The 15,226-nt window shown below is 61.8% G+C and carries 17 protein-coding genes and 2 riboswitches; of the genes, 15 read left to right on the plus strand and 2 right to left on the minus strand.

The genetic code is table 11. The features are described 5' to 3' along the window. The first annotated feature begins 324 nt into the window (after positions 1 to 324). Genes AC1U7K_RS15080 through AC1U7K_RS15105 form a run of 6 tightly spaced genes read left to right on the plus strand, consistent with a single transcriptional unit; the run spans position 325 to position 4,042 of the window. Entirely contained in the window at positions 325 to 858 is a 534-nt protein-coding gene (locus tag AC1U7K_RS15080; protein WP_480252350.1) for a peroxiredoxin family protein, read from the plus strand. Between the two features lie 17 nt (positions 859 to 875). After that, complete coding sequence (locus AC1U7K_RS15085) at positions 876 to 1,115, plus strand: hypothetical protein (protein WP_480252351.1); 240 nt, start codon at positions 876 to 878, stop codon at positions 1,113 to 1,115. A gap of 7 nt (positions 1,116 to 1,122) precedes the next feature. Continuing rightward, positions 1,123 to 1,716 carry an MBL fold metallo-hydrolase gene (locus AC1U7K_RS15090; RefSeq protein ID WP_480252352.1) on the plus strand — a complete coding sequence of 198 codons (594 nt, stop codon included), beginning with the start codon at positions 1,123 to 1,125 and terminating at the stop codon, positions 1,714 to 1,716. Positions 1,717 to 1,719: 3 nt separating this feature from the next. Then, a complete protein-coding gene (locus AC1U7K_RS15095) occupies positions 1,720 to 2,538 on the plus strand; it encodes a tetratricopeptide repeat protein (protein WP_480252353.1) in 819 nt (272 codons plus the stop codon). Continuing rightward, entirely contained in the window at positions 2,535 to 2,972 is a 438-nt protein-coding gene (locus AC1U7K_RS15100) for a hypothetical protein (protein WP_480252354.1), read from the plus strand. The genes AC1U7K_RS15095 and AC1U7K_RS15100 overlap by 4 nt, the downstream gene beginning before the upstream one ends. Then, complete coding sequence (locus AC1U7K_RS15105) at positions 2,942 to 4,042, plus strand: class I SAM-dependent methyltransferase (RefSeq protein ID WP_480252355.1); 1,101 nt, start codon at positions 2,942 to 2,944, stop codon at positions 4,040 to 4,042. The genes AC1U7K_RS15100 and AC1U7K_RS15105 overlap by 31 nt, the downstream gene beginning before the upstream one ends. Here the strand turns inward: AC1U7K_RS15105 and AC1U7K_RS15110 are convergent. Next, positions 3,939 to 4,373, minus strand: a complete 435-nt coding sequence (locus AC1U7K_RS15110) for a hypothetical protein (RefSeq protein WP_480252356.1) — start codon at positions 4,371 to 4,373, stop codon at positions 3,939 to 3,941. The genes AC1U7K_RS15105 and AC1U7K_RS15110 overlap by 104 nt on opposite strands. Before the next feature lie 66 nt (positions 4,374 to 4,439). Here AC1U7K_RS15110 and AC1U7K_RS15115 point away from each other — a divergent pair, with 66 nt between their 5' ends. After that, positions 4,440 to 4,850: a thiol-disulfide oxidoreductase DCC family protein gene (locus AC1U7K_RS15115; RefSeq protein WP_480252357.1), complete on the plus strand. Its 411-nt coding sequence runs from the start codon at positions 4,440 to 4,442 to the stop codon at positions 4,848 to 4,850. 3 nt (positions 4,851 to 4,853) lie between these two features. Here AC1U7K_RS15115 and AC1U7K_RS15120 read toward each other — a convergent pair whose 3' ends face one another. Next, positions 4,854 to 6,281, minus strand: coding sequence for a gluzincin family metallopeptidase (locus tag AC1U7K_RS15120; protein WP_480252358.1), 1,428 nt, complete (start codon positions 6,279 to 6,281; stop codon positions 4,854 to 4,856). A 175-nt stretch (positions 6,282 to 6,456) separates the two neighbouring features. Beyond that, positions 6,457 to 6,634, plus strand: a riboswitch (cobalamin riboswitch). Positions 6,635 to 6,715: 81 nt separating this feature from the next. Between AC1U7K_RS15120 and AC1U7K_RS15125 the strand changes: the two genes are divergently transcribed. The 8 genes from AC1U7K_RS15125 (at position 6,716) to cobT (ending at position 15,224) form a co-directional block, all read left to right on the plus strand. After that, on the plus strand, positions 6,716 to 7,726 hold the full coding sequence (locus AC1U7K_RS15125) for an ABC transporter substrate-binding protein (protein WP_480252360.1): 1,011 nt from the start codon (positions 6,716 to 6,718) through the stop codon (positions 7,724 to 7,726). A gap of 108 nt (positions 7,727 to 7,834) precedes the next feature. Continuing rightward, positions 7,835 to 8,842 (plus strand): FecCD family ABC transporter permease, encoded by a 1,008-nt coding sequence (locus AC1U7K_RS15130; RefSeq protein ID WP_480252361.1) that lies wholly within the window; start codon positions 7,835 to 7,837, stop codon positions 8,840 to 8,842. Positions 8,843 to 8,850: 8 nt separating this feature from the next. After that, entirely contained in the window at positions 8,851 to 9,756 is a 906-nt protein-coding gene (locus AC1U7K_RS15135) for an ABC transporter ATP-binding protein (RefSeq protein ID WP_480252362.1), read from the plus strand. Beyond that, positions 9,751 to 9,914, plus strand: a riboswitch (cobalamin riboswitch). It overlaps the preceding gene by 6 nt. 47 nt (positions 9,915 to 9,961) lie before the next feature. Further along, entirely contained in the window at positions 9,962 to 11,974 is a 2,013-nt protein-coding gene (locus tag AC1U7K_RS15140; RefSeq protein WP_480252364.1) for a TonB-dependent receptor, read from the plus strand. Between the two features lie 5 nt (positions 11,975 to 11,979). After that, positions 11,980 to 13,380 (plus strand): cobyrinic acid a,c-diamide synthase CobB, encoded by a 1,401-nt coding sequence (locus AC1U7K_RS15145; protein WP_480252365.1) that lies wholly within the window; start codon positions 11,980 to 11,982, stop codon positions 13,378 to 13,380. 27 nt (positions 13,381 to 13,407) lie between these two features. Further along, a complete protein-coding gene (locus tag AC1U7K_RS15150) occupies positions 13,408 to 13,611 on the plus strand; it encodes a cysteine-rich CWC family protein (protein ID WP_480252366.1) in 204 nt (67 codons plus the stop codon). Between the two features lie 7 nt (positions 13,612 to 13,618). Next, a complete protein-coding gene (locus AC1U7K_RS15155) occupies positions 13,619 to 14,161 on the plus strand; it encodes a bifunctional adenosylcobinamide kinase/adenosylcobinamide-phosphate guanylyltransferase (RefSeq protein ID WP_480252367.1) in 543 nt (180 codons plus the stop codon). 7 nt (positions 14,162 to 14,168) lie between these two features. Further along, positions 14,169 to 15,224: a nicotinate-nucleotide--dimethylbenzimidazole phosphoribosyltransferase gene (gene cobT / locus AC1U7K_RS15160; RefSeq protein ID WP_480252368.1), complete on the plus strand. Its 1,056-nt coding sequence runs from the start codon at positions 14,169 to 14,171 to the stop codon at positions 15,222 to 15,224. Positions 15,225 to 15,226: the final 2 nt, after the last annotated feature.

Consider the following 15,226-nt stretch of genomic DNA (forward strand, 5'->3'; position numbering starts at 1 on the left):
ACCCCTATGCGCCAAGACGCATGTCCTCCCGTGCTTCGTTCTCGGCTCGCAGAAATCCTCAACGTACCCCTGCACGGGAAAAGTCTGTCTTGGCAGACTGAGGCCGGGAGGGTGAGATCAATGCCTCCGGTTTCTGCTCGCCTGCGGCCTTGCCACGGGAACTGGCGCGTCTTGGCGCGCTGGGGCGGGCGGGTGAGAAGGACCGTTTTGAGCAGCCTCTCTTGTTTTCCTATTTTCCACTTGGCGTTCAGTGAGTCGTTGCTCATCAAAAAAACCGCGTGCTAGGATACCTGCATCGTCGACGTGCTGTGAAGGAGGAGTGCCATGAAACGAACGCTTGCGTTGCTCCTGATTCCGCTCCTGGCGGTTGGCGTCTGGTCGGCGGTGTCGGCGAAGAGTTTTTTCAAGACGGGTGAGAAGGCCCCGACCTTTACACTGACGTCGTTGAACGGCGAGACGATCTCCCTCGACAGCTTCAAAGGCAAGGTCGTGGTTCTGGGGCTGTTTCATATCTGTGAGCCATGCATGATGCAGGGCACGAACTTGCAAAAGGTCTATGAAGCGACGCGAGGGAAGGACGTTGTGGTCGTCGGCGTGAACTCCAGCGGGGATTCAAAGAAAGCGGTGACAGAGTTTCTCTCGCACTTCCCTGTCAAAGTGACGTACCCGTATCTGCTTGATCCGGGGAAGACCACCGATAAGCTCTACGGCGGCGGGCGCTTCATTCCGAACGTCTACATCATCGATCAGAACGGCGTCATTCGCTGGCAGCGTGTGGGGAACATGGATCTCGCTGGATCGGACGTGATTCTTGCCGAAGTGGACAAGCTCCTCAGCGGCACGAGCAGCGGGCTGTGATCAGGAAGGGTTGACTCATGGATGAATGGGCGGCTGGGAAGCAGCAATTTCTCGACCTGGTGCGGCGGGTCGACGGCGGGGTCCAAGTCGTCATTCCGGTGACCCCGTCCAACAGCATGTTCTTGATCTCCCTGACCAAAGGCGCGAATCGGAAATTCATTACCGTTCCCGAGGATGACATCATCGATCTCGCCGAGGATGCGAGCATCGCGACGAAGGTCGAGAAGATGGTCAAGGAGGCGGTTGCGGGACTGTAGGGTCGTTATGAAGCAGCTGCTCCCCCACATTTGGCAATGGTCGTGGTTTTCGGCCGAGAAGCAGTTGGACTTCAACGGTCTGCTGTTGGCGGTCGGCGAGCATCGCATTCTCGTCGATCCGCCGCCGATGTCCGAGGAGGACGCGGGGCAGATTGCGCGGGGTGGCCGGATCGATTACGTCGTCGTCACCAACCGCGATCATGTCCGCGAGGCCGCAAGCTGCAAGACCCGCTTCGGCTGTCAGATCTGGGTGCCCGAACTGGACGCGTCGCAGATGGACATCAAAGCCGACAAGACCTACAAGGATGGCGAATTGTTACCTGGCGGTCTCTGGGTGGTGCACCTCAAAGACCAGAAGTCGCCGGGCGAATGCGCGCTGTACCTGCAACAAGGCGGCGGGATTGTGATCGTGGGTGACGCGCTGATCGGGAAGCCGCCCGGGTCGGTGTCGATGTTGCCGGCCGAGAAATTTCCTGATGCGGCGAAGGCACGCGAGGGCCTGCGCCGGTTGCTCAAGTACAATTTCACCACGCTCCTCGTCGGTGATGGCGTATCAATCCTAAGCGGCGCCAAGCCGATCGTCGAAAAATTCCTCACCTGATCCATGCATTCGCCATCCGAAGAACTCAACCGGCAGGGGAATGAACGCTTCGCCCGCGGCGACTACACTCAGGCGTACATTTGTTATATCCAGGCACTGGAGTGCGATCGGCTGAGCGGCGACCGCCGTGCGCTCGTCGCCACGCTGGGGAATCTCGGGAATATCTGCGCGGTCAGCGGCCGCCGTGAGCAGGCGCAGGCGTACTATCAGGAGGTGCTGGAGCTGCAGAAGATTCTGGGTGACGAGCGCGGGATCGGCACGACGCTCGCGAATCTCGGCAATCTCCGCGCGGATGCCGGCGAATGGGAGCGCGCCAAGGCGTATTACCTGGAAGCCCTCGACTTGATGAATCGCACAGGGGACCTTGCCGGCAAGGCCGTGCTCTTTTCGGACTTGGGCCTGGTTGCGCGCGAAAACGGCCGATTTGATGAAGCCATGCAGTACTACGAACAGTCGCTGACCTTGATGCGGCGGACCGGGAACCACGGCGGCATGGCGGATGGCTGGCGCATGATGGCGCGCACGTATCTGCTGCAACATCGGCCTGAGGAAGCACTCGCCTGCTGCCGTACGAGCCTCGCGATCGCCGAACGGATGAGTGATGAGCTGCGCATGGGCGGCGCGTGGTACTTGATGGCGCAGTGCTACGATCAGACCGGTCGGCTCGATGAAGCCGTGGAGTTGCTCGAGCGCGTGGTGCGGATCGATCGCAAGTATCAGTTGCCGAAGCTGGCGGAAAACACGAACTGGCTCGAGTCGTTGCGCACGCGGGCAGCCGCGCGCGATCACCGTCCCGTTCCCTGTGAGGAGCCGAATCGATGAGTGCTGCGTCACCTCGTTCTTGGCAAGAGACGCGCGCCGAGCTGAGCTGCCAAGAACCCGAGTTGTATGAGCTCGAACCGGGCGGCGCGCTCGCCATGACGTTGGGAGAGGACGGCTGGGTGCTCGAGATGACGCCCGACGGTCGCCTCATCTGCCAGATCGGGATGGAGATGGACGATATTCAAAGTCTGTTGTCGGACGGTACGGCCGAGGATCTGGGGACCGACGAGCTGGCCAAGCAAGCCAAGTACTATCTCCAGCCGATCGTGTCCAAGTTTCGGAAGGTCCTGACCGCCGCGGGGTTCGAGGAGACGACGGAGATGACCGATGAACACGTGGCCGTGCTCTTCCAGCAACCCGTCGACTTTGAAGATTTGGATGCCGTCAAGCGGCGGATCCACTGGTGCCGGGAGCAGTTCACATCTTCCCGCTGACCATGGCGACGCGCCCCACGACCCATCGCATCCAGCCGCTCGCGAGCTTCGAACAGTTTCGCGACCTCGTCTCCGGCTATCAATTGCCTCGTGTCCTTCTCACCGCTCTCGAGCTGGATCTCTTCACGGCCATCGGCACCCGCAATTGGACGATCTCGGATCTCGCCAAACAGCTTCAGGTCAGCGAGCGTGGGCTCGGTATTCTGTGTCGCAATTTGGCGAGCGCCGGCGTGCTTCAGAAAAAGGGACCGGAGTACCGGAACGGTCGCATTGCCGCGGCCGCGCTCAACGCGAACAGTCCCGAGTATCGGCGCGGCTATCTCAGCCTGATTCGCGATCACTGGATGAATTGGGGCAAGCTGACCGAGTCGGTGAGAACAGGTCAACCGATTGAGGATGACACGCCGCCCGATGACCCCGAGTACCGCAAGGAGTTTAGTTGGGCGATGCATCATCGCTCGGTCGATATCGCGCCGGCCGTTGCCGCGCAGATCAAGTTGGGTCGAGCCTCGCGGCTCCTCGATCTGGGTGGTGGCCCCGGGACGTACGCGCTGGAATTTCTCAAGCGCAACCCGAAGCTCGAGGCGACCGTGGCCGATCGGGCACCGGCGTTGGAGGTGGCGAAGGAGCTCGCGGCGAAGGTTCGGCACGGTAAACGGCTGTCGTATCTGCCGCTGGATTTTCTGACCGAAGATATTCCCGGACCCTATGATGTGATTTGGTACTCGAACGTGCTCCATATCTATTCGCCCGAGCAGAATCAACTGATCTTCGAGAAGATGGCGAAGGCCCTGGTTCCCGGCGGCCGGGTCCTGATCCAGGACGCGTTCTTATTGGATCGCGAGGGCCTGTATCCGCTCGACGCAAATCTCTTTGCCGTGACGATGCTGCTCTTCACCGACGAAGGCAACACGTATTCCATCTCCGACACGACCGGCTGGCTTCGGCAGGCCGGATTCGAGCGGATCAAAGGGATTCCTTTGAAGAAGGGGACGGGGGATTGGCAGGAGGGGATACAGGAAGCGGTGTGGCCGGCCCCACGTCGAGGAAGCCGTGGCCGCCGATCGTGATGATCAGCGCGTTGACGAGGCCCGTGATCACGCTGAGCCACAAGGCCACCGTCGCCTCGTCCGCTCGCGAGAGCTCCTGAATGATCGTCGAGATGTCGAGAGCAAGGCCGATCGTGCCGTACATTACCCCTACGATCAGTGACCACCGCGCGCCGATGAGGGCGGCGGCTGCGAGCACGAGCGGGAGGCCGAAGAGGAACGTCATCCACACGAAGTGGTTCAGCGCCGAGCGGTGCGTGGGCGGGCCTTGGAGCCACCAGGAGACGCCGGCGAAACAAGCGAGGGCGACGAGGGCGAACGCCATCCGCCGTTGCGCCAACCGGGTCCGCATGCGGCATCCTAGCATCTCGCTGAGACCTCTGCCAGCCGCCTGAGTTTCAGACCGCTGAGGGCCACGATGGGCACGGCCGACTCCGTGAAAAGCCAACCGGCAGCCGGTGACACGTCCGATCGGATCCTCGTGTATGACGGGCAGTGCCGGCTGTGCGTGACGGCCAAGGAAGGATTCATACGCGTCGAACAGATGGATACGGACGTGCGGTGGGTGCCGTATCAAAGCGAGGAAGCGGCGTCTCGTCTCGGCTCACTCTATCGTCCTGGCCGACCGGACGTCGCGTTTCTCATCGAGTCGGACGGGACCATCAAGCAAGGGCTCGAGGCCTTTTTGGCGCTGTTGCCTGGCGTGCGAGGCGGCCGACTGCTGGCATCCATCCTCCGCCTGCCGGTTCTCCGCCCACTCGCCCATCTCGCCTATCGCATGATTGCGCGCTATCGCTATCGCTGGTTCGGGAGCGTGTCTCCGTCCTAGCGGTCATGTGCGCCCGCTCCGGATCATTTGATTGAGATTCTCGACCCACCGCTGCTGGAATTCGTCGAATGAAATGTAGACGCGATTCTTGAACGCCGAGGGGAACGGGTCGCCCTTCGCCAATTGCTCGATGAGATCGCGCACGATTCCCATCCCGAAGCGATCCATCAGGTACCGCGTGGCCGAGTTCCCTTCCAGATAGGCGATTTGTGCTTGATACGGATTGAACCCCGCCCATGACCCTTCCAAATAGCTCAGGTTGACGAGCGAGACCTGCCCGCGCACGACCGCCGGGATGTCGGGCGGCGGATCGCCGGCCAACTGCATTGCCAATCCTTCATTCAGCCATTGCGGCATACCGTGGCCGGTCAGCCGGTCATGGAGCAGCGCATGGACGTACTCGTGCCGAAGTACGCGGGTCAGCCAGGCTTGATCGGTGAGCGCGCCTTGCGTCGGAATCTTGATGCGTCCCAGAAGCGGATCGAAAAGGCCGTCCGACCAGGCCGGACCCCCCGTCGCGTCGTGGAACCGCTCACGAGTGTGCAGCACGACCAGGATCGGCGAGCTGGGATAATGGCCTAATTGCCGGCCGATGTCCCGATACGCATCTTCGAGAATCTCGAGCACCCGCGTCCAGACCGCATAGTCCTCCCCGCCGTCGTATTTCACCGTGAAGTGACTGCTGTCGCGCGCCTGGAACTTCTGCTCGGATTTGCGCGACCGCTCGATGTACGCGATCTGGGCGTCAAAATATTGTTGGGTCTCCGGCGACGTGGCGGCGTGAGCGCGAGCGTGCTCGAGATGCGTGGTTGCCGTCGCGAGGTCGTCCTTTTCGATCAATCGCCGTGAAAGAATGAGATGCGGCATGGGATCGTCCGGGACGAGGCGAATCGCCTGCAGGAGCATCTCATCGGTCAGTGCGGGGTCCTTTGCTGCCCAGTAGCCCACGACGAGGTTCACATAGGCGGTATGGTTGTTCGGATTCACGGCGAGCGCGGTTTTGTAGGAGGCCGTGGCGGCTCCAAGGCTCTGCTCCGATTTGGCCTGCGACATGCCGAGATTGTTCCATAGTGTAGAGACGCTGATGCGGACGGACAGATCCCGCAGGGCCTCCGCCGGCAGGGCGCTCAGCTTGGTCTGCGCTTCTGAGAGCTTGTTGTCTTTGATCAACCGATCGATGTCCGTGAGAGTCGCGCTGTAGTCCGTGATCGGCAAGGAAGGCGGTTGTTGCGGGGGGCGCAAGTCGAGCTGCATGCGCTCGTCGGTAAAGCGTGGAGTCGGAGCGGCCGGTAAAGGACCGGTGGCAGGTTGCGGCGGTCGAGCGTGGCGCGAGGACAGCCAGAATTGACGCGCGGCGATGAGTCCCACGAGGAGGACCAGCACGATCGCCAGCACCGCAACGTTGCCTCGCTCGTTTCGGACGTGAGTCATCGATTCCCTTCGGCGTCTCGCGACGATTCGTGTCCTTAGTATAAGCGGAAAACCGTAGCTGTCCACGTCCATGGTCTGAACTGCCTCGATGTGCGCGGTGTCCTCAAGCCCACATTATGACCGCGCCTGAACCGACTTTCGCCTTGACAAGCCTCCCCCGACTTTCCTATTGTGCTGCCAACAGAACCGTTCGGGTGTAGGGAAGAGGGTGCGACTCCCTCGCGGTCCCGCCGCTGTGACTGGGACGAAACCCGCATGAGCCACTGTCGAGGAGGCATGGCCCCCAAGATGGGAAGGCGCGGGGAGTAGAGCCAACCAGAAGCCAGAAGACCTGCCCGGACGATGGCCGTCCATCCCTCGAGGCTGGGGATACGGTTGAGGGTGAAGGAGCGGGTGCAATCCTCAGGGCCACACAGCCTTGAGGATTTTTTGTTTTGGAGACGAAGCGCCGCAGCCATCTCGGCCCGATTGCGATCACCGCGCTCTGCTTCTTCGCGGCAAGCGTCGGGCATGTCCTCGCCGATCCTTCTGCCACGGAGCACATGAAGCGTCGCCCGCAAGGAATCCTGACCGGTATGCCGTTCATGGCGAACGTCGCCTCCCGGACGTTCGTCGACGATCTCGGCCGAAAAATCTATCTCGCAAAGGAGCCGCAGCGCATCGTCTCCTTGGCGCCCAGCGTGACCGAAACGCTGTACGCGATCGGCGCTGGGGACCGCGTCGTGGGCGTCACGGAGTTTTGCGATTATCCTCCTGATGCCCGCTCCAAACCGAAAGTCGCCTACTCGAATCCGAACCTCGAAACGATCGTCGCGCTCAAGCCCGATCTGGTCCTGGCCCCGCGCGACTTCATCCGGCCCGACATTCTCGCCAAGCTCGAGCAGCTCAAGATTGCCGCCTTTGTCATCGACGCCAAGCGGCTCGATGACATTCCAACCGAGATGCAGACGATCGGTCGGATCCTGGGACGCTCGGATGAGGCCAATCGTGTCGCGCTCGAGATCCGGCGACACATCTTGGAGGTCAAAGCCAAGACCGAACGCCTGCCCCGACTGCGCGTCTTGTATGTCCTCAATACGGAGCCGTTGATCTCCGTAGGCCCGGGGAGCTTCATCCATGAATTGATCGAGATCGCGGGCGGCCAGAACGTCGCGGCTGGGGCGTCGACGCCGTACCCGCGTCTCAGCATCGAAGCGGTGCTTAAGGAAGACCCGCAGCTCATCATCTTTCCGCACGGCTCAACCGAGGGCATTCCGCAGGGCGAGCGGGATCTCTGGAAGCGGTGGGTCGGTATGAGCGCCGTCAAGGCGAGCGCGTTTCATCAGGTTCCCAGTGATGTCCTCAATCGTCCCGGTCCTCGCGTCGTCGAAGGCCTAGACGCGCTGGCTGCCATCATTCACCCGGAGTTGTCCGGCTCCGCACGAGCCGCCAATCCCGCACCGTAGCGGTTGACGATGAGCGAGACGTCCGTCGGTACGGCGACGACTAGTTCCCCCATTCCCTCAGGAGTGAGCGTACGTGGGGCGCTGACCTCCGCACGCTGGATGACGGTCATGCTCGTATTGGTGGCGGGGAGCGCGGTCGTGTGCCTCGCCGCGATCCGAATGGGGACGGAAACGATTCCGCTAGCCGATGTCGCTCGGGTGGTTCATGGGATTCTCGAAGCGCGCTCTGTCGAGATGGACACGCTCGGGACGAGCGGCGTGATTCTCGTCCACGTCCGGTTACCGCGCGTGCTGCTGGCGTTTACCGTGGGTGGCTGCCTTGCGGCAGTCGGCGTGACACTCCAAGCGCTGCTGAGGAACCCGCTCGCCGATCCCTACGTCCTTGGGATCTCCAGCGGCGCGGCGCTCGGCGCGGCCGTCGCCATGCTGTTGGGAGTCGGGACGACGGTCTTTTCGTTGTCGACCTTGCCGCTGTACGCGTTTGCCGGCGCACTGTTGTCGATCGCGGTCGTGTATCGGATCGCCGTCTCCTATGGCCATCTTCCGATCCACACGCTGCTGCTGGGTGGCGTGGTCCTCAACGCGATCTGTTCCGCGCTGATCATGTTCATCACCTCCATCATGGACCCCAACCGTTCATACGGGATGATGGCGTGGTTGATGGGCACCTTGCTCGCCCCGACGTATTCCGTGCTTGCCGTGGTGGCTCTCTACCTGACCATCGGAGGCGTGGCCCTTGCGGCTCAAGCCTCTGCATTGAATATTCTGACGCTCGGTGAAGAGCCGGCTCGCTCGTTAGGTGTCGACGTCGAGCGCGTCAAGAAGACCGTGTTCGGTGTGGGTGCCTTGCTCACGGGGGCAGTCGTCTCGGTGAGCGGCCTGATCGGGTTCGTCGGCATGGTGGTCCCTCACGCCGTGCGCCTGATGATCGGTCCCGATCATCGATTGCTCCTGCCGGCGTCTGCGTTGGTGGGCGGGATGTTTCTCACGTTCGCCGACTCGATCGCGCGGACGATCTTCTCGCCCAACGAGATTCCCGTCGGCGTCGTCACGGCCTTGATCGGTGGGCCCGTGTTTCTTGGGCTGCTGGTACGGCGGAAAGGCCAAGGGCTATGAGGATGACGATGACGCGCGTGTCACTCGCCTATCACGCGCACGACGTCCGGTTCTCGTACCGACGACGCCCGGGGCCCGAGGTGCCATGGGCGGTCCACGGTGTATCGTTCGATGTCCGAGAAGGCGAGGTTCTGGGGATCGTCGGGCCGAACGGATCAGGCAAGACCTCGCTGCTCAAGCTGCTCGGGAAAGTGCTCCTCCCGCAACGCGGCACGATCGAACTGTTCGGACGTGATCTCCATGCCATGGCCCAGAGGGACGTGGCGCGCCAGGTGGCCTTCGTGCCGCAGGAGCATCAGCAGGTCTTCCCTTTCACGATCCTCGAAACGGTGCTGATGGGCCGGTTTCCGCACGGCGAACGACGCGTTGGTTTGGCGAGCGCCGCCGATTTGGAGGTCGCGTGGGCCGCCATGCGCGACCTGGACATCGAAGGGCTCGCGGAACGGTCGATCCAGGACGTGTCGAGCGGCGAGCGGCAGCGGGCCGTCATCGCGCGCGCGTTGGCGCAAGAGCCGCGAGTGCTGCTGCTGGATGAGCCGACCTCGTTCCTCGATCTCAGCCATCAGATCGACATCTGTCGCATTCTTCGAACGTTGAACGAGGAGCGCGGCCTCACGGTCGTGCTCATCTCTCATGACCTCACGCTCGCAAGTCAGTATTGCGATCGGCTGTTGCTGATGGATCGGGGGCAAGCGGTCCGTCTCGGGACGCCGGAGGAGGTCGTCAGGCCGGACGTGCTCGAATCGGTCTTCCACTGCACAGTACTCGTCGATCGGCATCCCGACTCCGGCCTGCCGCGAGTCACCTTGCCGACGCGCCGGACGCCGGGCGCTGTTCCGGTTCGTCAACTGCGGGATGGATTGGTACCCGTTCGTTCCGTTCATTCACTGGGTACGAAGAAGAGGGAATGCTGAGAAGAAGTCGGCAGTGACGGGGAAGATGGTGCAAAGCCATCACGGTGCCGCCACTGTAAGCGGGGAGTGACCCTGCACGTTGCCACTGTTTGCCGGGCGTGAATCGCCCTGGAGACGGGAAGGCGCAGGCGAACGAAGATCCGCGAGTCAGGAGACCCAACTGCCGACGAGACGCTCCAGTCCTTCGTGCAAAAGGGAGGTGGGCATGCGTGGGGGTCAGGCGATCGCGGCGGTCGTGTCATGTGTCATCCTGTGCTCGAGCAGTGCTGGACACGCTGAGGAGCCGTCGGACGAAGTGGTGGACGTGACGGACGTCGTGATCAGCGCGACGAAAACGCCGTTGTCGGTGAGCCAAGTGACGAGCGCGGTCGAAGTTATCACCGGGGAAGAGATGCAGCAGAAGAAAATGAAGACCGTGATCGATGCGCTTCGCCTCTCGCAAGGGCTCGCGGTCTTCCAGCAAGGCGGGTTCGGCACACTCGCCGAAGTCCGCATTCGAGGCGCTCAACCGAGACACACGTTGGTGCTGATCGATGGCGCCATCGTGAATCAGGCCACGACGGGCGCCTACGACTTCGCGAATCTGACCGTGGACAATATCGACCGGATCGAAATTCTCAGAGGCGCACAGAGCATGCTCTGGGGCTCGGATGCCATCGGCGGCGTGATCAACATCTATACGAAACGAGGCGCCGGGACGCCGACGGCGGGTGGATTTGTCGAGTATGGCTCCTTCGCGACCATTCGGGAAGGGGCCAATGCCGCTGGCGCCAAAGGGCCGTTCGATTTTGCGGTGTCGCTCTCGCGGTGGGATACGAGCAGCTTTTCGGCGATTGATTATCGCCGGGGCGCGGCGGAGCGCGACGGCTTTCACAACTGGCAAGGATCGGGAAAAGTCGGCGTGACGTTGCCGAAGGACGGTCGGTTGGAATTCAATCTGCGGTGGTACGACTCGGATGTGAACTTTGACGGGTTCGATGGCAACGGCCGGCCAGCCGACATCTTCGGCGCCCGGCAAACGGATCGGAACCTCATTCTGACCGGCAGCTACGTCCAGCCGTTGACGTCGTGGTGGACGCAGCGGCTCACAGTCGCACGCGCAGACGAACGACTGCTCGCGACCAGCGGGTCGGTCGGCCGGAGTCTCGATACCGGCCTGACGATTACCGCCGACCCGAACTGCGGACTCACGACCGCACCGCAGACCTGTTTCTCACCATTCGCCACGAACCTGCGCATCCTCAATCAGCGGCTCGAGTGGCAACACAACGTCCAAATCGGCAAGCCGCTGTTGCTCACGGCCGGCTACCAATTTCGTCAAGAGCAAGGCGACGCAGCGGGATTCTTCGGCGGCGCGCAACCGAACCGCCTGTTGACGTCTAATGCAGGATTCGCTCAAGCACAGGTGAATGGTTGGGATCGGGTGTTTTTCACGGCCGGTATTCGTCAAGACAGTTACAACGTCTTCGGCGACGCGACCACCTATCGCGTGACCGCGGGTTACATGGTGAAAGAAACGGGTACGAAGTTCCGGACGAGCTACGCCACAGGTTTTCGGGCCCCGACGCTCAATGATTTGTTCTTCCAGGGATTCGGCAATCCCAATTTGCGACCGGAGAAGAGTAAGAGCTTTGACGTCGGGGTCGATCAAACCCTCTTTCAAGGCCGGCTGCAATTGAACGCCGGATACTTCTGGAATCGCTATCACGATTTGATTCAGTTTGCGTCCGCGCCGTCGCTTTTGTGCCCTCCGAACACGTTCGGTTTCTGCCCGATCAACGTCGCGGATGCCAAGAGCCAAGGGTGGGAACTCGGCTTCAAGGCGACGATCATGAAAGGGCTCGAGGCGTGGGGCCAGTACACCTACACGTTGACCCGGGACTTCGACCGGCCGGACAACCCATTAGGCGGCGACAAGCGACTCCCACGATGGCCCATGGATCAGTTCAGTGTCGGTGTCGGGTATCAGCCGATCGACTCCGTCCGTGTCACCCTCGACTATCGTTTCGTCGGTGCACGAAATAACGATCTCACCAACACACCGGCGCAGAAGCAAGGCTCGTTCGGCGTCGTCAATGCCGTCGCGACGTATGATGTGACCAAGCGTGTTCAGCTTTATGGCCGCGTCGATAATCTCCTCAATCAGAAATACGAAGAGGTCCTCTATTTTGGCACGCCGATCCGCTCGGTGTACGGCGGCATGCGGATCACGCTCTAACGACCATGAATATCCCGCGATTGATCATTGCTGGCACGCACAGTGGGGTCGGGAAGACGACCGTCACACTGGCGCTCCTCGCCGCGCTCCACGTGCGCGGCCGTGCGGTGCAAGCGTTCAAGGTCGGGCCCGACTTCATCGATCCCGGACATCACAGTGCGATTACCGGCCGCCCATCGAGTAATGTGGATGGCTGGATGCTGGGTGCCGACCGGAATCGCGAGATCTTTTGTCGGGCGGCGCGCGGTGCCGACCTCTGCATCATCGAAGGCATGATGGGCCTGTTCGATGGGAGTTCAGCGACGAACGACATCGGGAGTACCGCCGAGCTGGCCAAGCAGCTCCGCGCGCCCGTACTGCTCGTGATGGACGGCAGCGCGATGGCGAGGTCGGCCGCGGCGATGGCCTTGGGCTATGCGCGATTCGATCCTGATGTTCAGGTGGCCGGCGTCATCGTAAATCGCGTGAGCGGCGAGGGGCATTTTCGACTACTCAAGGACGCGATCGAACACGGCGCGCGACTGCCGGTCGTCGGCTATCTCCGGCCGGACGCCTCGATCGAGATTCCCGATCGCCACTTGGGGCTGCTCACGGCGATGGAAGCCCGCTCCAAGCGACTCTATCAACGCTTCGCGGATGCAGTTGTCGACACCGTCGATCTCGACCGGCTAGAAGCACTCGCGAACAGCGCGCCGGCGCTCACATCCGTCGATCTTGCGGGTGATCGGTTCTCACACAAGGTATCCGAGGGCCGTTCAGCGCGAGTCGGCGTCGCGTATGATCCGGCATTTTGCTTTTACTATCCCGAAAATCTCGCACTCCTCGAGTCGGAAGGAGCGGAAATCATCCGATTCTCGCCACTCGACGATCGTGCGCTGCCGGACGTCGATTTGATTTATCTCGGCGGGGGGTATCCCGAGGTCCACGCTGCACGGCTCGCTGCCAACGCGTCGATGCGGCGGACGATCTATGAATTTTCCGACAGCGCCCGCCCCGTGTATGCGGAATGCGGTGGATTGATGTACCTCACTGAAGCGATCCGGGATGCGGAGGGACGCCGGCATGAGATGGTCGGTCTTCTTCCTGCTGAAGCCGTCATGCACCCATCGACACTTACCATCGGGTACCGTGAGGTCAAACTGACCGAGCCTAGCATTCTGGGCGAGCCCGGGGTCACTGCTCGGGGCCATGAGTTTCACTACTCCACTCTGCAGCTCAGGTCGACCCCGCACTACGTCGCTCGGCTCACTGATGCCGAAGGTCAGGCTCGCGCGCAGGATGGGCTCATCTTCAAGCAGACCGTCGCTCTGTACACGCACCTGCATTTTGGCAGTCGGCCGTCGCTGGCGCGCGCGCTGATACAGGCAGCTCGTCGTGGCCGGTATGCCAAGCCGCAGATGTCATGAAGTTGGAAGGGTGGGAAGGTGCTGAATATGACCGGGCCGGTCGAGAAAACCTGCGGGCGCTGCGGCGAGCGCTTCCATTGCGGCCAGTATGGGTGCTGGTGCAATGACATCTTCATTACGGAGCGACAGTACGATTGGATCGCGGCTCGGTATCAGGATTGCCTGTGTTCCCGTTGCCTGCGCGCCGTCGCTGATGGGACCATCGGCCCTGCACATGCGGCGTCGTCTTAGGAATGCCATGGGGAGTCCTTCACGATCGCGAACGAAGTCACGATTGATCCTGGTCATCGGCGGCGCGTCATCGGGGAAGAGTGACTATGCCTTGTGCCTGGCGGGCAAGGCGAGGCCCCGGGCATTCGTGGCGACCGGAGAGCCGCTGGACGATGAGATGCTGCAACGCATCCGTCGCCATCAAGCGACGCGGAGCCGTGAGTGGGACACCGCCGAGGTTCCCCTCGACGTCGTGAAGTGGTTCGAGCACGAGGCTTCCCGGTATTGTGTGATCGTGATCGATTGCCTGACCTTGTGGCTCAGCAATCTGCAGATCGCCGGCATGTCAGCGACCGACATCCATGCGGCGGTGGAGAATGTGATCTTGGCTGCGCGAACCTCGAATGCTCGCGTCATTGCCGTGACGAACGAATTGGGCATGGGCCTCGTCCCCTGTGAGGCGGAACCCCGCGCGTTTCGCGAACTGGCGGGCGCCGTCAACCGGCAGTTTGCGGGTGCAGCCGATGAGGTTCATTTGGTCGTCGCAGGTTGCTCACTCCGACTGAAATAGGGTCACGATGACATTCACCGAAGCGATCCAACGCATTCCACCCATCGATCCGATGCTCGTGCAACGGGCACAGGCGAGACTCGATGCCCTCACGAAGCCGCTCGGGAGTCTCGGTCGCCTGGAAGAATTGGCGAAGCAATACGTGGCAATGACCGGCATCGAATCACCCAAGCCCCCGCGCTCGGCGGTCTTCGTCTTTGCGGCGGACCACGGGATCAACGCGGAAGGCGTCAGCGCCTATCCAAGCGCGGTTACGGCGCAGATGGTCTTGAACTTCCTGCGCGGCGGGGCGGCCATCAATGTGTTGGCAAATCACGTCGGCGCAGAAGTCCGCGTGGTGGATATCGGCGTGGCGGCCGACTTCGACGACCTTCCGGGCCTGCTCAAACGAAAGGTCGCGCCCGGGTCGAACAATTTTGCGCGCATGCCGGCTATGAGCCGGCATGAGGCGCAGCAGGCGCTCGACATGGGCGTAGACCTCGCCGCATCGGCGGTGGAAGACGGTATCAGGCTCATTGGGACGGGGGACATGGGGATCGGCAATACGACGCCGAGCACCGCGATCACAGCGATTATGACAGGCTGTCGTGTTGCGGAAGCGACAGGCAGGGGAACCGGGATTGACGATGAGATGCTGGCGCGAAAGATCGCGATCATCGAGCAGGCGCTTATGCTCCACGACCCCGATCCAGACGATCCGCTCGATGTTCTCATGAAAGTCGGCGGGCTGGAAATTGCGGGCCTCGCGGGACTGATTGTGGGAGCGGCCGCGCATCGCGTGCCGGTGGTGCTGGATGGCTTCATTGCCGGCGCGGCGGCGCTTCTCGCCATCGCGTTCGCTCCTCGATGCCGGGAATATCTGATCGCCTCGCATCTGTCCGTCGAGTGCGGTCATCGCATCGCGCTGGAGCGTCTCGGCCTACGACCACTATTGGATTTAAACCTTCGCCTCGGTGAAGGGACGGGCGCATGTTTGGCAATCGGGCTCGTCCACGCCGCAATCAAGATTCTGACAGAGATGGCGACGTTCCGTGAGGCGGGCGTTTCGCAGCGAACTGAGTAGGG

The organism is Nitrospira sp. Vd2 (assembly GCF_979581665.1).

Bases quoted from the DNA above. Each gene is read 5' to 3' on its own strand.
- cobT (WP_480252368.1), top strand. From the start codon at position 14,169: ATGACATTCACCGAAGCGATCCAACGCATTCCACCCATCGATCCGATG.
- AC1U7K_RS15090 (WP_480252352.1), top strand. From the start codon at position 1,123: ATGAAGCAGCTGCTCCCCCACATTTGGCAATGGTCGTGGTTTTCGGCC.
- AC1U7K_RS15150 (WP_480252366.1), top strand. From the start codon at position 13,408: ATGACCGGGCCGGTCGAGAAAACCTGCGGGCGCTGCGGCGAGCGCTTC.
- AC1U7K_RS15140 (WP_480252364.1), top strand. From the start codon at position 9,962: ATGCGTGGGGGTCAGGCGATCGCGGCGGTCGTGTCATGTGTCATCCTG.
- AC1U7K_RS15115 (WP_480252357.1), top strand. From the start codon at position 4,440: ATGGGCACGGCCGACTCCGTGAAAAGCCAACCGGCAGCCGGTGACACG.
- AC1U7K_RS15135 (WP_480252362.1), top strand. From the start codon at position 8,851: ATGACGCGCGTGTCACTCGCCTATCACGCGCACGACGTCCGGTTCTCG.
- AC1U7K_RS15100 (WP_480252354.1), top strand. From the start codon at position 2,535: ATGAGTGCTGCGTCACCTCGTTCTTGGCAAGAGACGCGCGCCGAGCTG.
- AC1U7K_RS15155 (WP_480252367.1), top strand. From the start codon at position 13,619: ATGGGGAGTCCTTCACGATCGCGAACGAAGTCACGATTGATCCTGGTC.
- AC1U7K_RS15130 (WP_480252361.1), top strand. From the start codon at position 7,835: ATGCTCGTATTGGTGGCGGGGAGCGCGGTCGTGTGCCTCGCCGCGATC.
- AC1U7K_RS15095 (WP_480252353.1), top strand. From the start codon at position 1,720: ATGCATTCGCCATCCGAAGAACTCAACCGGCAGGGGAATGAACGCTTC.
- AC1U7K_RS15085 (WP_480252351.1), top strand. From the start codon at position 876: ATGGATGAATGGGCGGCTGGGAAGCAGCAATTTCTCGACCTGGTGCGG.
- AC1U7K_RS15110 (WP_480252356.1), bottom strand. From the start codon at position 4,373: ATGCGGACCCGGTTGGCGCAACGGCGGATGGCGTTCGCCCTCGTCGCC.
- AC1U7K_RS15080 (WP_480252350.1), top strand. From the start codon at position 325: ATGAAACGAACGCTTGCGTTGCTCCTGATTCCGCTCCTGGCGGTTGGC.
- AC1U7K_RS15145 (WP_480252365.1), top strand. From the start codon at position 11,980: ATGAATATCCCGCGATTGATCATTGCTGGCACGCACAGTGGGGTCGGG.
- AC1U7K_RS15120 (WP_480252358.1), bottom strand. From the start codon at position 6,281: ATGACTCACGTCCGAAACGAGCGAGGCAACGTTGCGGTGCTGGCGATC.